This is a genomic window from Roseateles cavernae, assembly GCF_040187885.1.
GTDB classification, from domain to species: domain Bacteria; phylum Pseudomonadota; class Gammaproteobacteria; order Burkholderiales; family Burkholderiaceae_C; genus Roseateles_E; species Roseateles_E cavernae.
On record NZ_JBDPLH010000005.1, the window covers coordinates 124,232 to 141,725 of the forward strand.

At 66.6% G+C, this 17,494-nt stretch carries 10 protein-coding genes; 9 read left to right on the forward strand and 1 reads right to left on the reverse strand.

The genetic code is table 11. From position 1 onward, the window contains the following. Positions 1-33: 33 nt before the first annotated feature. Complete coding sequence (gene hrpA / locus ABGI63_RS15610) at positions 34-4,026, reverse strand: ATP-dependent RNA helicase HrpA (protein WP_432767424.1); 3,993 nt, start codon at positions 4,024-4,026, stop codon at positions 34-36. Between the two features lie 149 nt (positions 4,027-4,175). On the opposite strand from hrpA, the gene ABGI63_RS15615 reads away from it, so the two are divergent. The 9 genes from ABGI63_RS15615 (at position 4,176) to ABGI63_RS15655 (ending at position 17,484) form a co-directional block, all read left to right on the forward strand. Next, complete coding sequence (locus ABGI63_RS15615; protein WP_349743303.1) at positions 4,176-6,296, forward strand: S8 family peptidase; 2,121 nt, start codon at positions 4,176-4,178, stop codon at positions 6,294-6,296. 106 nt (positions 6,297-6,402) lie between these two features. Then, positions 6,403-7,743, forward strand: coding sequence for an amino-acid N-acetyltransferase (gene argA / locus ABGI63_RS15620; RefSeq protein WP_266005877.1), 1,341 nt, complete (start codon positions 6,403-6,405; stop codon positions 7,741-7,743). Positions 7,744-7,784: 41 nt separating this feature from the next. Next, positions 7,785-8,057, forward strand: coding sequence for an oxidative damage protection protein (locus ABGI63_RS15625; RefSeq protein ID WP_349743304.1), 273 nt, complete (start codon positions 7,785-7,787; stop codon positions 8,055-8,057). 73 nt (positions 8,058-8,130) lie between these two features. Then, positions 8,131-9,177 carry a Fe(3+) ABC transporter substrate-binding protein gene (locus ABGI63_RS15630; protein WP_432767425.1) on the forward strand — a complete coding sequence of 349 codons (1,047 nt, stop codon included), beginning with the start codon at positions 8,131-8,133 and terminating at the stop codon, positions 9,175-9,177. A gap of 202 nt (positions 9,178-9,379) precedes the next feature. Next, positions 9,380-9,676 carry an H-NS histone family protein gene (locus ABGI63_RS15635; protein WP_272645506.1) on the forward strand — a complete coding sequence of 99 codons (297 nt, stop codon included), beginning with the start codon at positions 9,380-9,382 and terminating at the stop codon, positions 9,674-9,676. Positions 9,677-9,882: 206 nt separating this feature from the next. Beyond that, a complete protein-coding gene (locus ABGI63_RS15640; RefSeq protein ID WP_349743305.1) occupies positions 9,883-11,901 on the forward strand; it encodes a putative bifunctional diguanylate cyclase/phosphodiesterase in 2,019 nt (672 codons plus the stop codon). 10 nt (positions 11,902-11,911) lie between these two features. Next, complete coding sequence (gene dnaG / locus ABGI63_RS15645; protein ID WP_349743306.1) at positions 11,912-13,846, forward strand: DNA primase; 1,935 nt, start codon at positions 11,912-11,914, stop codon at positions 13,844-13,846. Between the two features lie 320 nt (positions 13,847-14,166). Then, positions 14,167-16,359 (forward strand): RNA polymerase sigma factor RpoD, encoded by a 2,193-nt coding sequence (gene rpoD, locus ABGI63_RS15650; RefSeq protein ID WP_349743307.1) that lies wholly within the window; start codon positions 14,167-14,169, stop codon positions 16,357-16,359. A gap of 156 nt (positions 16,360-16,515) precedes the next feature. Continuing rightward, entirely contained in the window at positions 16,516-17,484 is a 969-nt protein-coding gene (locus tag ABGI63_RS15655; RefSeq protein WP_137941802.1) for an adenylate/guanylate cyclase domain-containing protein, read from the forward strand. The last annotated feature ends 10 nt before the right edge of the window (positions 17,485-17,494 follow it).

The following is a 17,494-nucleotide window of genomic DNA, read 5'->3' on the forward strand; positions in this document are numbered from 1 at the left end:
GATTCACGGGGCATTCGGCGCGGGCGCGACAACTCAGGCGCTCAGCTGGGCCCAGACCTTGTCCAGCCGCTTGACGCTGACCGGCTGCGGCGTGCGCAACTCCTGTGCAAACAGGCTGACGCGCAGCTCCTCCAGCTGCCAGCGGAAATCCACCAGCCGGGCGTCCGTCGTGCCCTTGAGCTCGGCCAGGCGGCGCAGGAAACGCTGCTCCAGCGGCTTCAGCTCGGCCAGCAGCTTGGCGTCGCGCGCCGGGTCGGCACGCTGCTTGTCCAGCCGGGCGGTGATGGCCTTCAGATAGCGCGGCAGGTGCTGCAGCTGGGCCCAGGGCGTGGCGGTGACGAAGTGCTTAGGACACAGGCGCTGCAGCTGGGCCGTGATGTCCTCGCCCACCTCCTTGGGCGCACGCGCGTCCTTGAGCTTGCGGCTCGCGGCCGCCAGCTCGATCAGCACCACCCCGGTCTGGCGCGCCACCTCCTGCGCGATCAGATTGAGCCGCGCACGGCCCTCCTCGATGCGGGCCTTGAAGGCGAATTCGTCGGCCGGCAGCGGATCGGCCAGGAAGGCGCGGTCCAGCGCGACGCCGATGATCTGGTCGCGCAGCTCCTCGGCCGTGCCCAGGCTCATGAACAGCACCGACATCTTCTGCAGATCCGGGATGTTCTTCTCCAGATACTTCAGCGGCTCCTTGAGCTGCAGCGCCACCAGGCGGCGCAGGCCCAGACGGTGCTTGGCGGCGGCGACATCGGGCTCATCGAACACCTCGATCTCGACATGGCTGACCCGGTCGATCAGCGCCGGGAAGCCGATCAGAGTCTGGGCGCCGCGCCTGACTTCCATCAGCTCGGGCAGCTCGCCGAAGGTCCAGCCGGTATAGCTCTTGCTCGCCTCGCGCACCGGTGCACTGGCCGGCTTGACGATCTCGGCCCGAATGCCCCCGGGCGCGACCGGCGGCGGCTCGGCAATAGGCGAAGCATGCGCCGCAGGCAGCTTCAGCGCCGCCAGGGCCTGGAAGGCGCTGCGCGCCTGGCCGCCCAGTTCGGCCTTCAGCGCCGCTAGATTGCGGCCCTGGCCCAGCTGGCGGCCGTGCTCGTCGACGATGCGGAAGTTCATGAACAGATGGGCCTGCAGCTGTTCGAGCTTGAAATCGTTGCGCTGCACCGCGATCTGGCTGCGCTCCTTGACGGCCTTCAGCAGCACCTCGACCAGGCTGCCCTGGGCGAAGGGGTTGAGCTCGATGAACTCGGCGACGAAGTCCGGCAGCGGCACCAGGCGCGAGCGCGGCCGCTGGTGCAGGCTCTTCAGCAAGGCCGTGACCTTGGCGCCCAGCATGCCGGGCACCAGCCATTCGCAGCGCTCCTCGTTGACCTGGTTCAGCGCATAGATGGGCACGGTGACGGTGAGGCCATCGCGGGCATCGCCGGGCTCGTGCAGGTAGGTGGCGGCGCAGTCGACCCCGCCCAGCCTGATCGTTTTCGGGAAGGCGCTGCCGGTGATGCCGGCCGCCTCGTGGCGCATCAGTTCCTCGCGGCTGAGCTGCAGGAGCTTGGGCTCGGCCTTGGATTCGTGCCGGTACCAGCGCTCCAGCGTCGCGCCCGAGCACACCTCGGCCGGCAGCTGGGCGTCGTAGAAGGCGTAGATCAGCTCGTCGTCGACCAGCACATCCTGGCGCCGTGACTTGTGCTCCAGCTCCTCGACCTTGGCGATCTGCTTCTGGTTGTGGGCCAGGAAGGGCAGACGGGTCTCCCATTCGCCGTTGACCAGGGCCTCGCGGATGAAGATCTCGCGCGCGGCGGCCGCATCGACCTTGCCGAAGTTCACGCGCCGGTTGCTGTAGATGACGATGCCGTACAACGTTGCGCGCTCCAGCGCGATCACCTCGGCCGCCTTCTTCTCCCAGTGCGGCTCCATCAGCTGGGTCTTGATGAGATGGCCGGCGATAGAGGGCAGCCACTGCGGCTCGATCGCGGCGATGCCGCGGCCGAACAGCCGGGTCGTGTCCACCAGCTCGGCCGCGACGATCCAGCGGCCCGGCTTCTTGCTCAGATGCGCACCGGGGTGGCGCCAGAACTTGATGCCGCGCGCCCCCAGATACCACTCGTCCTCGTCGCTCTTCAGGCCGATATTGCCCAAGAGGCCGGCCAGCATCGACAGATGCACCTGTTCGTAGGTGGCCGGGCTGCCGTTCATGCGCCAGCCATGCTCGGCGACCACGGTGTGCAGCTGCGAATAGATGTCGCGCCATTCGCGCACCCGGCGCGGGCTGACGAAGTTCTCACGCAGCAGCGCTTCGTAGCGGCGGTGGCTGAGCTTGTGTTCCCCGGAGCCGCCCTTGCTCTCTTCCAGCCATTTCCACAGCTTCAAGTAGCCCAGGAACTCTGACTTCTCGTCATCGAACTTCTTGTGCTTTTCATCGGCCGCCTGCTGCGCCTCCATCGGCCGGTCGCGCACGTCCTGGCCGCTGAGCGCGCTGGCGATGATCAGGATCTCGGTCAGCGCCTCGCGGTTCCTGGCCTCCAGAATCATCCGGCCGACCCGCGGGTCCAGCGGCAGCTTGGCCAGCTCCCAACCCATAGGCGTCAGCTCGTTCAAGTCATCGACCGCGCCCAGCTCGCCCAGCAGCTGGTAGCCATCGGCCACGGCCTTGCGCGGCGGCGGCTCGATGAAGGGGAACTCGTCGACCTGGCCCAGATGCAAGGCCTTCATGCGCAGGATCACGCCGGCCAGCGAGCTGCGCAGGATTTCCGGATCGGTGAACTTGGGGCGGGCGAGGAAGTCCTTCTCGTCGTAGAGGCGGATGCAGATGCCGTTGCTGACGCGGCCGCAGCGGCCGGCACGCTGGTTGGCGCTGGACTGGCTGATGGCCTCGATCTGCAGCTGCTCGACCTTGTTGCGGTAGCTGTAGCGCTTGACCCGGGAGAGGCCCGGATCGATCACATAGCGGATGCCCGGGACGGTCAGCGAGGTCTCGGCCACATTGGTCGCCAGCACGATGCGGCGCTGGCCATGCGGATCGAAGACCTTGTCCTGCTCCTGCTGCGACAGGCGTGCGAACAGCGGCAGCACCTCGACGCCGGGCGGGTGGTGCTTGCGCAGCGCCTCGGCCGCCTCGCGGATCTCGCGCTCGCCGGGCAGGAAGACCAGCACATCGCCGCCGCCCTCGCGCCACAGTTCGTCGACCGCGTCGACGATGGCGTTGTTGACGTCGTACTCGCGCGATTCCTCGAAGGGCCGGTAGCGCTGCTCGACCGGGAACAGCCGGCCCGAAACCATCAGCACCGGCGCCGGGCCCTTGGCGGACTCGAAATGCTTGGCGAAGCGGTCGGCGTCGATGGTGGCCGAGGTGACGATGACCTTCAGGTCCGGCCGGCGCGGCAGCACCTCGCGCAGATAGCCGAGCAGGAAATCGATGTTCAGCGAGCGCTCGTGCGCCTCGTCGATGATGATGGTGTCATAGGCCTTCAGCAACGGATCGGTCTGGGTCTCGGCCAGCAGAATCCCGTCGGTCATCAGCTTGACGCTGGCGCCCGGTTGCAGCCGGTCCTGGAAGCGCACCTTGTAGCCGACGATCTCGCCCAGCGGCGTCTTTAGTTCCTCGGCGATGCGCTTGGCCACGCTGGACGCGGCGATGCGGCGCGGCTGCGTGTGGCCGATCAGCTTGCCGGTATTGGCCCGGCCGCGGCCCAGCGCCAGCGCGATCTTGGGCAGCTGGGTGGTCTTGCCCGAACCGGTCTCGCCGCAGACGATGATGACCTGATGCTCGGCCAGCGCGCGCGCGATGTCCTCGCGCCGGCTCGAGACCGGCAGCGATTCGGGGAAGCTGATGGGCGGCAGCGGGTTGGCGGGCGGCGGCGCGGGCCGGCCGGTGTTCGCCTTCGGCGACTGCTGCGGCCTTGGCGGCCTGGGGGAGGAAGACGATGGATTCACGAACCCAGGATTATCGGTGTCTTTGCAGGTCCGGCGCGGCGGGCCTTGTCGGACCGCTGTTCGCACACCCCCAAGAACTAAGGAACGCCTATCGCCCGCCATCGCCAGAAGCGCGGGAAAACCGGTACTTCTCCACGAAACAGCAACACTAGCATCGGGCGCTTGATCGGCAGACGGGTCAGGTCTTGCCTCTGCGCCCTTTCCCGGCCGGTCACCAATCTCGTCATCCATACCCCTTTGGAGATCGACCGATGAAGCGCACCCCGTCTCACCTGAGCCCCACCCGCCTGGCCGTCCTGCTGCTCGCAGGCCTGGCCGCCCAGCAGGCCGCCGCCATCACCACCTACGACGGCGACCCCGGCATGCTCGGTGATCCGGCCAGCTGGCGAACCGCCGAGTTCCGGCGTGACTGGGGCCTGCTGTCCATCGGCGCCGAGTACGCCTATGCGGCCGGCTACAGCGGCGCCGGCATCAAGGTCGGCATGGTCGATTCGGGCTTCTTCGACCTGCACCCGCAGCTGAGCAGCGATCGCTACCACCAGGTGACGGTCAACGGCATCGCCGGCAGCTACAACCCGGCCTACAACGACAGACACGGCACCCATGTCTCCGGCACCATCGGCGCCTCGCGCGACGGCAGCATCGGCGGCAGCAACAACTTCCATGGCGTGGCCTTCAATGCCAATGTCTACGTCGGCAACACCGGCAAGACCGACGGCGCCCTGTTCGGCATGCCGCAGGTGACGCAGACCGCCGCCCAGACCATCGACCAGGCCCATGTGGCCGATGTCTACCGCGGCGTCAACGCCCAGGGCGTGCGCATCATCAGCACCAGCTGGGGCAGCCAGCCCAATAGCGAGCAATACAACACCCTAGGCCCCAGCCCCACCGGCGTGGCCGGCCTGATCGGATCCTGGGGCTTTTTGTCGCGCGACGACACCTGGATCAAGGGCGCCGTCGATGCTGCCAAGACCGGCACGGTGATGGTCTTCAGCGCCGGCAACACCGGCTTCACGAATGCCAGCGCCCGCTCGGGCATGGCCTATTTCATGCCGGAACTGGAAGGCAGCTGGCTGGCCGTGGCCGCGATCCGTCAGAACCTGGTGGTCGGCGGCGTGGCAGCCGGTCAGTCGCTGAACGGCGACGGCTCGGTCAACGTGCCGGGTGCACAGCTGTACAACCAGTGCGGCCTGTCCAAATGGGCCTGTGTGACGGCCCCCGGCAATGCCATCAACGGCAGCTCGGTAACCGGCACAACGGCCGGCTATGCCAGTCTGTCGGGCACCTCGATGGCCGCCCCGCATGCCTCGGGCGCCCTGGCCGTCATCATGGAGCGCTACGGCTACATGACGAATGCCCAGGCCCTGGAGGTGATGAAGACCACCGCGGTGCAGAACGGCACGATCAACAATGCCTCGGGTACGGCCATCGTCAACCCGAATGCCGGCAAGCTGACCGCGGTGCCGGATGAGCGCAACGGCTGGGGCACGGTGAGCCTGCGCCATGCGATGAACGGACCGGGCCAGTTCCTCGGCAAGTTCGCCGTCAACACGCAGGGCCAGAATGACACCTGGAGCAACAGCATCTCCGACACCGCCATCAAGGCGCGCAAGCTGGAGGACCAGGCCGAGGCCGCCAGCTGGCAGGCCACCAAGACGGCCAAGGGCTGGCTCAACGGCCTGCCCGGCAGCGCCAGCGCCGATGAGCAGACCGAGTACGCGATGGGTGTGGCCCGGGAGGCAGCCCGCGACGGCCGTGTCTACGAGGGCAGCCTGTCCAAGTCCGGTGCCGGCACCCTGGTGCTGGCGGGCGACAACAGCTATTCCGGCGGCACCGAGCTGTTCGGCGGCACCCTGGTCGGCCGCTCGGCCAGCGCCTTCGGCAGTGGCGACGTGACGGTGCACGGCGGCACGCTGGCCGGCAACGCCATCATCCTGGGCGATCTGCTCAACGAGGCCGGCCATATCGCTCCCGGCGAGGATTCGATCGGCACGCTGACGGTGCTGGGCAACTTCGCCCAGTTCCCGAGCGGCTGGCTGGACCTGGAGATCGGCGCCGGCGGCACCGATCTGCTGGCCATCGGTGGTACGGCCTTTCTCGGCGGCAGCCTGCAGCTGACCCTGCTGGACAGCTTCTCGCTCAGCGGCAAGGCCAGCTTCACGCTGATGAGCGCCGGCAACTTCATGGGCCAGTTCGCGTCGGTCCAGGTCAGCGGCCTGGGCGCGGGCTACACCAGCGCGCTGTTCTATGACAACGGCAGCGTCCGCCTGGACATCAGCGCCGTGCCCGAACCCGAGAGCTACGCGCTGATGCTGGCGGGTCTGGGCCTGCTGAGCTGGCAGCTGCGGCGCCGGCGCGGCCCGCAGGCCTGAGCGGCCTGGCCGCGGAGTGCCCTTGCGGCACTCCGAGCGGGTGGCGCTGCGGCACAATCGGGGCCCATTCCGTCCCGTCCTGCTGCCGCAACCGCCCTCCCGCTACATGAGCCTTGTCTTTCCCCACACCTTCGTGCCCTGGTTCCGCTCGGTCGCGCCCTATATCCACGCCTACCGCGGCGAGACCTTTGTGGTCGGGATGCCGGGCGAGCTGGTGGCGGCGGGCAAGCTGAACGCCTTTGTGCAGGACCTGTCCATCCTGCATGCGATGGGCATCAAGATCGTGCTGGTGCACGGCTTCAGGCCCCAGGTCAACGAGCAGCTGGCAGCCAAGGGCCAGACGCCGAAGTTCCACCAGGGCGTGCGCGTCACCGACGCGGTGGCGCTGGACTGCGCCCAAGAAGCGGCCGGCCAGCTGCGCTTCGAGATCGAGGCCGCGTTCTCGCAAGGTCTGCCGAACACGCCGATGGCCAATGCGACGGTGCGGGTGGTGTCGGGCAATTTCCTGACCGCGCGGCCGGTGGGCATCGTCGACGGCGTCGATTTCCAGCACAGTGGCCTGGTGCGCAAGGTCGATGCGGCGGCGATCCAGCGCGCCATCGACAGCGGCGCCATCGTGCTGCTGTCGCCGTTTGGTTTCTCGCCGACCGGCGAAGCCTTCAATCTGACGATGGAAGAGGTGGCGACCAGCGCCGCAATCGCGCTGCAGGCCGACAAGCTGCTGTTCATGACCGAGGTGGCCGGCGTGCGCGAGAACCCGGACGACCCGGACAGCGCCATCGACACCGAGCTGGCCCTGGCCGACGCCAAGCGCATGCTGGCCAGCCTGCCGCGCCCGACCCAGCCCACCGATGTGGCCTTTTATCTGCAGCACTGCGTCAAGGCCTGCCAGGCCGGCGTCGAGCGCTCGCACATCCTGCCGCTGGCGGTGGATGGCGCGCTCTTGCAGGAGGTCTACACCCATGACGGGATCGGCACCATGGTGGTCGACGAGAAGCTGGAGAGCCTGCGCGAGGCCAGCCCGGACGATGTCGGCGGCATCGTCGCGCTGATCGAGCCCTTCGAGCGCGACGGCACCCTGGTCAAGCGCGACCGCAACGAGATCGAGCGCGATATCGAGGCCTACACGGTGATCGAGCACGACGGCGTGATCTTCGGCTGCGCGGCGCTGTACCCCTATGTCGAGGCACGCACCGCCGAGATGGCGGCGCTGACGGTCTCCAGCGAGGTGCAGGGCCAGGGCGACGGCGACCGCATCCTCAAGCGCATCGAACAGCGCGCCAAGGCGCAGGGCCTGAGCAGCATCTTCGTGCTGACCACACGCACGATGCACTGGTTCATCAAGCGCGGCTTTTCGCCGGTCGAACCCGAGTGGCTGCCCGAAGAACGCAAACGCAAATACAACTGGGACCGGCGCTCGCAAGTGCTGGTCAAGAAGCTGGCCTGAATCCAGGCCTCCCCTCCACACTCAAGCAAATAGAGGTTGTTATGGCACGCATGGTGCAATGTGTTTATCTGAAGAAAGAAGGCGAAGGCCTGGATTTCGCGCCCTATCCCGGCGAACTGGGCAAGCGCATCTATCAAAACGTCTGCAAGGAGGCCTGGGCGGCCTGGATGAAGCATCAGACGATGCTGGTCAACGAGAACCGCCTGAACCTGGCCGATCTGCGCGCCCGCCAATACCTGGCCCGGCAGATGGAGCAATTCTTCTTCGGCGCCGGCGCCGAAGCGGTGGCGGGCTATGTGCCGCCGACGGCCTGAGATTGAGCTCAAACAAGAATTATTCTTGTTCACGGGGTAAACTCCCAGCCACCTTACTTGGCTTGGAGACCCCATGCGAATTTCCCGTCTCGTCAAATCCGCCCTCGCCGCCGGCCTGCTGACCGGTGTGGCCACGGCCACGCTGGCTCAGGAGCAGGTGCTGAATCTGTATTCGGCCCGTCACTACCAGACCGACGAAGCGCTATACGCGAATTTCACGAAAGCCACCGGCATCCGCATCAACCGCGTCGACACCGATGACGCCGGTCTGATCGCGCGCCTGAAAAGCGAGGGCAGCTCCAGCCCCGCCGACGTGATCCTGCTGGTCGACGCCGCACGCCTGTGGCTGGCCGAAACCGACGGCCTGTTCGCACCGGTCAAGTCGGCCGTGCTGGAGCAGCGCATTCCCGCCCATCTGCGCGCCAAGGACAGCGGCCAGGGTTCGGCCTGGTTTGGCTTGTCGACCCGCGCCCGCGTCGTCGTCTACAACAAGATCAACGTCAAGAAAGAGGACGTCGATACCTACGAGGAATTGGCCGATCCGAAGAACAAAGGCAAGGTCTGCCTGCGCAGCGGCTCGCACCCCTATAACCTGTCCTTGTTCGGTGCGATGTATGAGCATATGGGAGCGGAGCGTACCGAGGCCTGGCTGAAGGGCGTGGTCGACAATATGGCGCGCGCCCCCAAGGGTGGCGATACCGACCAGATCAAGGCGGCCGCCAGCGGCGAATGCCAGATCGCCGTGACCAACAGCTATTACCTGGCCCGCATGATGCGTTCCAGCAAGCCGGAAGACCGCGCGGTGGTCGAGCGCCTGGGCGTGGTTTTCCCCAATCAGCAGAGCTGGGGCACCCATATGAATATCGCCGGCGGTGCGATGGCCAAGCATGCGAAGAATCGCGACAACGCGGTCAAGTTCCTCGAGTACCTGAGTTCGCCGGAAGCACAAATCTATTTCGCCAACGGCAATAACGAATGGCCGGTGGTGGTCGGTGTGCGCCCGGCCAATCCGGCACTCGAGGCGATGGGTGAATTCAAGAGCGAAACCATCCCGGTTTCCTCGGTGGGCGCGAATCTGCCCAAGGTGCAGCAGCTGCTGGACAAGGTCGGCTTCAAGTAAAGCGCGCCGGGGTCGCCGCCCGCACGGGTTTGTGGCGGCCCCGCGTCAATATGTCGGCACCACGACAACAGCCCATTTCAACGAATATTGCGAGCGGCGCGGCATCTGCGCATAATAGGTCGCTAGAGAGTTTTGCGGGCCCATGCCTATAATCGGCGCGTCCCCCATGCTTGAACTTGAAACCTAGCGAGGATTTGCAAAGATGGCATCACTCAAAGACCTGTTGGCTCAACGGGCCGCACTCGACGAACAAATCGCCCAAACCAAGGATCGCGAACGCGCCGATGCCGTTGCCAAGGTCAAGAGTTTGATGTCCGAATATGGCCTGACGGTCGCCGATCTGAGCGTGCGGGTACCGAAGGCGGGCAAGACCTCCAAGGTGGCGGTCAAATATCGCAACCAGGCCACCGGGGAAACCTGGAGCGGTCGCGGTTTGCAGCCCAAGTGGCTGAAGGCGGCGATCGGCGGCGGCGCCAAGCTGGAAGATTTCAACGTCTGAGCCCTAGCGGCACGGCCGAGATTCTCGGCCAGCAATACCCAAGGCTGCCTTCAGGCAGCCTTTTTTGTTTTGAGGCGGGGTTTTCGAGCCATCTATTTGCGGGGGCAAACTCAAGGCCGCCGGGTCGCCGCACTGCTAGCATCTCGCGGCCCTTGCCCGGGGGTTTGCACCCGCGGCCAGAATCACTACCTCTCCCGCAGGCGCCCATGCCCCAGTCGCCTCCCATTGCTGCTGCCGAAGCCTCGCCCCGCTGGTGGCAGGGCCGCGTGCCGTTCGCGGCAGGCGCGGCGCTGAGCATCGTGTTGCTGCTCAGCCTGCCGATGCCGTCGCGGGCCAGCGACTGGCTGCTGGGGTTGGGCCTCACGGCCCTGGCGGTCTGTTTGTTGCTCGGCACCCTGACCGGCCTGCGGCGACGCGAAACCCGGCGCTGGCGGGCGGCTCTGGCGGCGATAGCGGTCGAACGCGCCGAGTGGCAGCGCAGCGCCGAGGAGCGCCAGCGCATGAGCGTGAGCCTGTTCCAGCATCTGCACGAGGGCCTGCTGGTCACCGATGCCGAGCATCGGGTGCTGGATGCCAACCCCAGCTACTGCCGGCTGATGGACCTGCCGCGCGAGGCCCTGTGCGGCCAGATCGCCGCGCCGCTGACGTTCGAGAGCCTGCGCCGCAGCGGCCACGACCCGCAGGCCTTGCGCCAGGCGCTGCTCGGCGATGGCCACTGGCAAGGCCTGTTGCAATGCCGACGCGGCAATGGCGAGAGCTGCCACCTGCAGATCACGGTGTCGACGATTCCGGAACCGGCCGGCCCGGTGCGCTTTCATGTCGTCACGGTGTCCGACCAGACCGAGCAGCGTCGCCAGCAAGACCTGCTGGCACGCCAGACCCGGTTTGACGGGCTGACCGGCCTGCCGAATCAGAACGAGTTCAAGCAGCGCATCGAGCTGGCCCTGCAGAGCAGCCGCCGCGAGGGCTTCCTGCTGTGTCTGTGCTGCCTGGATCTGGACCAGTTCAAAACCTTCAACGAGCGGCTGGGCGCGGACGGCGGGGACCAGCTGCTGAGACAGGTCGCGGCGCGGCTGCAGGCCGCCTTGCGCAGCGGCCGCGAGTGGTCGGACGAGGTCGCCCGCCTGGGCGGCGATGAATTCGGCCTGCTGCTGCGCTGCCGCAGCGTGGAGGAGGCGCAGCTGGCGGTCGAGCGGGTGCTCAATGTGCTTCGTGCGCCCTACCACCTGGACGGCCACCGGCAGACCCTGGAACTCAGCGCCAGCCTCGGCGCCACGGTCTTCCCCCAGGACCACTCGGACGGCGAAACCCTGCAGCGCCATGCCGCCCATGCGCTCTACCGCGTCAAGCGCTCGGGGCGCAATGGCTACCAGTTCTTCGACACCGAGAAGCGCCTGCGCAGCGATGCCCGGGTGCTGGCCCTGGGCCGCATGCAGCAGGCGCTGGACGGCAACGAGCTGCAGCTCTACTACCAACCCAAGGTCGATATGCGGGCCGGCACGGTGCTGGGCGTCGAGGCCTTGCTGCGCTGGCAGCATCCGGAGCGCGGCCTGCTCGGGCCGGCCCATTTCCTGCCGGTGGTCGAGCAGACCGGCCTGGCGGTCCAGGTCGGCGACTGGGTGATCGAGCAGGCGCTGAAGCAGTCCAGCCAGTGGCTGGCCGGCGGCCTGAATCTACGCGTCAGCGTCAACGTCGCGGCCCGTCATCTGCAGGCCGACGACTTCGCCCAGCGCCTGAAGGAATTGCTGGCCCGGCACCGCGAGCCGCTGGCCGAGCACCTGGTGCTGGAGGTGCTGGAGTCGACCGCGCTGGCCGATATCGACGCCACCCAGGCCCTGATCCGGCGCTGCCGCGCCTTCGGCGTGCGCTTCGCGCTGGACGATTTCGGCACCGGCTATTCCAACCTGACCTATCTGAAGCACCTGCCGGTCGACACGCTGAAGATCGACCGCTCCTTTGTACAGAACATGCTGATCGACGATCAGGACAAGGCCCTGGTCGAGGGCGTGATCGGGCTGGCGCGCACCTTCGGCTGCAGCGTGGTGGCCGAGGGGGTCGAGACCGCCTCGCATGCGCGTGCGCTGCTGGCGCTGGGCTGCGACCATGGCCAGGGCAATGGCATCGCGCTGCCGATGCCGGCCGAGCAGGTGGCGGACTGGGTGGCGCGCTTCGAGCGGAGCCCGGTGCTGGCCGGCCGGCAGGAGCCGGTGCCAGGCCTGCACTAGACTCTCGCCGGTGATACCACCCGGCTTTATTCAGGACCTGCTCTCCCGCGTCGACATCGTCGAGGTGGTGGGGCGCCATGTCGAGCTCAAGAAGGCCGGCATCAACCACAAGGGGCTGTGCCCCTTCCACGGCGAGAAGTCGCCCAGTTTCACCGTCAGCCCGACGCGCCAGACCTACCACTGCTTCGGCTGTGGCGTGCATGGCAATGCCATCGGTTTTCTGATGGAACACACCGGCGCCGGTTTTGTCGAGGCGGTGCAGGACCTGGCCCAGCAGACCGGCATGCAGGTGCCCGAGGACGAGCGCTCGCCCGAGGAGCGCGAGCGCGCCGCAGCACAGAAAGTCCGCCAGGCCACCCTGACCGAGGTGCTGCAGCGGGCCAGCGATCATTACCGCGCCCAGCTGAAGAAGAGCCCGCGCGCGGTGACCTATCTGAAGGGCCGCGGCCTGACCGGCCAGATCGCCGCCCAGTTCGCGCTGGGCTATGCGCCCGAGGGCTGGCGTGCGCTGGCCAGCGCCTTCCCCAGCTATGACGACCCGCTGCTGGCCGAGTCGGGCATGGTGATCAGCTCCGGAGAAGAAGGCGGCGAGCAAAAACGCTACGACCGCTTCCGCGATCGGGTGATGTTCCCGATCCGCAATGTGCAGGGCGAGACCATAGGCTTCGGCGGCCGCATCCTCGACAAGGGCGAACCCAAGTACCTGAACTCGCCGGAAACCCCGGTCTTCAGCAAGGGCCGCGAGCTCTACGGCCTGTTCGAAGCCCGCACCGGACTGCGCCAGCGCGGCTATGCGCTGGTGGTCGAGGGCTATATGGATGTGGTGGCGCTGGCCCAGCATGGTTTCAACAATGCGGTCGCCACGCTGGGCACGGCCTGCACGGCCGAGCATGTGCAAAAGCTGTTCCGATTCACCGAATCGGTGGTGTTCAGCTTCGACGGCGACGCCGCCGGCCGGCGCGCCGCCGGCCGCGCGCTGGAGGCCGCCCTGCCCCACGCCACCGACACCCGCTCGGTCAAGTTCCTGTTCCTGCCCACCGAGCACGATCCCGATTCCTATGTGCGTGATCTCGGCGCCGAGGCCTTCGAGCAGTGCGTGGCCGAGGCGGTGCCACTGTCACGCCAGCTGCTGGAGACGGCGGCCGAAGGCTGCGACCTGGGCAGCGCCGAGGGACGTGCCCGATTGCTGGCCAATGCCAGGCCGCTGTGGAATGCCCTGCCCCAGGGCCTTCTGAAGCGTCAGCTGCTGGGCGATCTGGCGCGCCGCGCCCAGCTTCCGGATCAGGAGCTGATGGGCTTGTGGCACGCCGGTGGCGGCAGCCCAGGCCCGAGTCGCAGCGAGCGCGTCTTCGATGGCCCGCCCGACGATGCGCCTCCGCCCGACTACGAACAGCAGGCCAGCCCGCCCAAGCCGGCACGGCGCGAATGGAAGAAAGACTGGAAGCCGTCGGGCAAGGGCGATTGGAAGCGCCGCGGCGAGCCGGTTGACGAAACGATGGGCACGCCGCGGCGCCAGCCAATCTCGCCGACCGATCACGCGCTGCGCATGCTGCTGCTCAGCAGCGACTGGTGGGAGCGGCTGAGCCTGGATCAGCAACAGCTGCTGCATGAGCTGCCGGGCCGCCAGGGCGAGCTGGTCAGCTGGCTGGAGCGATTCCTGGTCAATCATGGCGCGGCGCCCTGGTCGGTGCTGGAGGCGACGCTGCAGGCGGAGGACGGCCCGCTGGACCAGGCCCGGCGGCTCACCAGCAGCCTGTATGGCGAGGAAGAGCCGCAGTTCGAGGATTTGCAGCATGTGCTGCGCCAGCTCCAGATCGACGCGCTCGCCAAGCAGATCCAGGCCTTGATCGCCAGCAACCCGCAGGGCGAGCAGCTGCGCGAGATTGCCCGCCTGCGCCAGGAAATCGATCAGCTCAAGAAGGCCATGCTGGTCAGCTCCGGCTGAAGCCCGGCAGATGTTCCGCCGATTTAGCCTATAATTAAGGGTTTTCGCGCGCGTCAAGAGTGACGGCAGCCACTTCCGGTCCCGGCCACCCATCGAAAATGGGCACCCATCGAGGTATCAAGGCCACCTTTACCGCCAAGAGCTGCAATCTCAAACGTTCACGCCAGCTTGCACGCGCCACGGTCCGCCCCCATCTTGCTCTCAAGGCAGGATGGCCGAACCGCCTGAATGCCGCCTGGGCCACGCTTTGCTTGAATGCAATGTACGGGGCCCCAGGCGGCCGCTGCATTGCTCCGCCCAACATCGACCCGAGGATTTGCATGACTGCCAAGAAGACCGCGACCAAGGCTAGCGCCACCGAGGCTGAAGACATCAAGAAGCCCGCTGCCAAGGCAGCCAAGGCCGTGAAAGCCACGGCCGCCGCTGGCGCGGACGACAAGCCCAAGCGCGGTCGCAAGCCCAAGGCCGCCACCGAGACCAAGAAGGCCGCTGCGGCCGAGGTCGAGGAGGTGGATCTGTCCGACCTCGAGGCCGATCTTGAGGGCGAGCCCGAGGCCGAGGTCGAAGAGGCCGGCGAGGACAAGCCCAAGGCCAAGCCGCTGCGCATGAAGGTCAGCCGCGCCAAGGAGCGCGCGCTGATGCGTGAATTCGGCCTGGACGAAACCGCGCTGACCGAGGAAGAAGTCGCCAAGCGTCGCCATGAGCTGAAGACCCTGATCAAGATGGGCAAGACGCGTGGCTTCCTGACCCATCAGGAAATCAACGACCACCTGCCCGAGAAGCTGGTCAGCGAGGAAATCCTCGAGGCCATCATCTCCATGCTCAATGACATGGGCATTGCGGTCTACGAGCAGGCACCCGACGCCGCCACGCTGCTGATCTCCGGCAACACCACCAGCACCGCCACCGAAGAAGAAGCCGAAGAAGCCGCCGAAGCGGCGCTGTCGACGGTGGACTCCGAATTCGGCCGCACGACCGACCCGGTGCGCATGTATATGCGCGAGATGGGCACGGTCGAGCTGCTGACCCGTGAAGGCGAAATCGAGATCGCCAAGCGCATCGAAGGCGGCCTGCAGGCCATGATGCTGGCGATCTCGGCCTCGCCGACCACGATCGCCCACATCCTGGAGTTCTCCACCAAGATCCGCGCCGGCGAGATGACCATCTCCGAGGTGGTGGACGGCTTCGTCGCAGCCGACGAGGCCGACGACTATGTGGCCGAGGAAGACTTCGACGAATTCGACGAAGAGGACGATGACGACGGCAATGGCGGCTCCAAGGCCCTGACCAAGAAGCTCGAAGAGCTGAAGAACGCCGCCCTGGTCAAGCTCGACTCGCTGTCGAGCAACTTCGACAAGATGCGCAAGGCCTTCGAGAAGGACGGCTACAAGTCGGCCTCCTATAACAAGGCCCAGCTGGCCATCAGCCAGGAGCTGATGACCATCCGCTTCACGGTCAAGACCATCGAGAAGCTGTGCGATCTGCTGCGTTCGCAGGTCGACGATGTGCGCCGCTATGAGCGCGAGCTGCGCAAGATCGTGGTGGACAAGTGCGGCATGCCGCAGGAGCACTTCATCAAGACCTTCCCGCCCAATGCGCTGAACCTGCAGTGGGCCGAGAAGGAAGTGGCCGCCGGCAAGCCCTACTCCACCATCCTGGCGCGCAATCTGCCGCCGGTGCAGGAGTTGCAGCAGAAGTTGATCGACATCCAGGCCCGGGCCGTCGTGCCCATCGAGGACCTGAAGGACATCAACAAGAAGATGAACGAGGGCGAGAAGGCCTCGCGCGACGCCAAGAAGGAAATGATCGAGGCCAATCTGCGCCTGGTGATCTCGATCGCGAAGAAGTACACCAACCGCGGCCTGCAGTTCCTGGACCTGATCCAGGAAGGCAATATCGGCCTGATGAAGGCGGTGGACAAGTTCGAATACCGCCGTGGCTACAAGTTCTCGACCTACGCGACCTGGTGGATCCGCCAGGCCATCACCCGCTCGATCGCCGACCAAGCCCGCACGATCCGCATCCCGGTGCACATGATCGAGACCATCAACAAGATGAACCGCATCTCGCGCCAGCATCTGCAGGAATTCGGCTTCGAGCCGGATGCGCCGACCCTGGCCGAGAAGATGGAGATCCCCGAGGACAAGATCCGCAAGATCATGAAGATCGCCAAGGAGCCGATCTCGATGGAAACGCCCATCGGCGACGACGACGACTCCCACCTGGGCGACTTCATCGAGGACACCAACAACACCGCACCGATCGAGGCCGCGATGCAGGCCGGTCTGCGCGATGTGGTGAAGGACATCCTCGACTCGCTGACCCCGCGCGAGGCCAAGGTGCTGCGCATGCGCTTCGGCATCGAGATGAGCACGGACCACACGCTGGAAGAAGTCGGCAAGCAGTTCGACGTCACCCGCGAGCGCATCCGCCAGATCGAGGCCAAGGCCATCCGCAAGCTCAAGCACCCGAGCCGCTCGGACAAGCTGCGCACCTACCTCGACAACCTCTGAGGCAATCCCGCCACCGCAGCCAAGGCCGGAGTCACCCTCCGGCCTTTTTTTGCGCTCCTCGCACCGCTTGGGGATTTCTCGGCGTTTATGCGGCGATCAAGCGCAACAGGGCGCGGCTACACTGAGAATTAATTCACAGCTCCCCCGCCAGCACACATGACCCATATCCGGGAACGCACCGTTTTGTTTGCCGACTTGCGCGGCAGCACGGCGCTTTTCGAGACCCTGGGCAATGCCGAGGCGACCTCGGTGGTCACCCACACGGTCAGCCTGATCGGGCAGGCGGTCGACGAGTGCGGCGGCAATCTGATCAAGACGCTGGGAGACGGCCTGATGGCGGTCTTCGACTCGCCGCGCAATGGCGTCAAGTCGGCAATGCGCATGCACGAGCTGCTGGAGCGCGTGGTCTCGCGCGGCAAGCAGCACGGCGCGTCGCCAGGCCTGCGGGCGCTGCGCATGCAGGTGGCGCTGGCGCGCGGCGAAGTGGTGGAGATGAGCGGCGACTGCTTCGGCGATGCCGTCAATGTCGCGGCCCGACTGCTCGACCATGCGGGCGACAACGAGACCCTGATCACCGCCGAGGTCCTGTCCGGCCTGCCCAGCGCGCAGAAGCTGCGCTTTCGCAGCCTGGACCTGATCGCGGTGCGTGGCCGCGCCGAGCCGGTCCATGTCCATGTGCTGGACCAGCCGACCCAGGGCGATATGGCGGCCACCCAGTTCGGCGAGGTCATCCATGCCTCGACCGAGCCCGACGGCATCCGCCTGATCTGGCTGGATCTGGACCGCGTCTTCGACATCGATAGCATGCCCGTCATCCTCGGCCGCAGCGTGCAGGCGACCTACTGCATCACCGACGGCCGGGTCTCGCGCTCGCATGCGCGCATCGACTGGCATGGCGGCTCCTTCTCTCTCACCGATCTCAGCTACAACGGCACCTTCGTGCGCTTCGGCAGCGCCGGCGAGACCCTGAGCCTGCGCCGCGGCAGCTGTACCCTGCATGGCAGCGGCGTGATCGGCCTGGGCAGCCCGCCGGTCGACGCCCTGTCCCCCTCGGTACGTTTCGAGATCCTGCACTTCGCCGACACCGAACCCCTGGCCAGCGGCGGCCGGCGTTCGATCGGCTGACCCCCCTTCT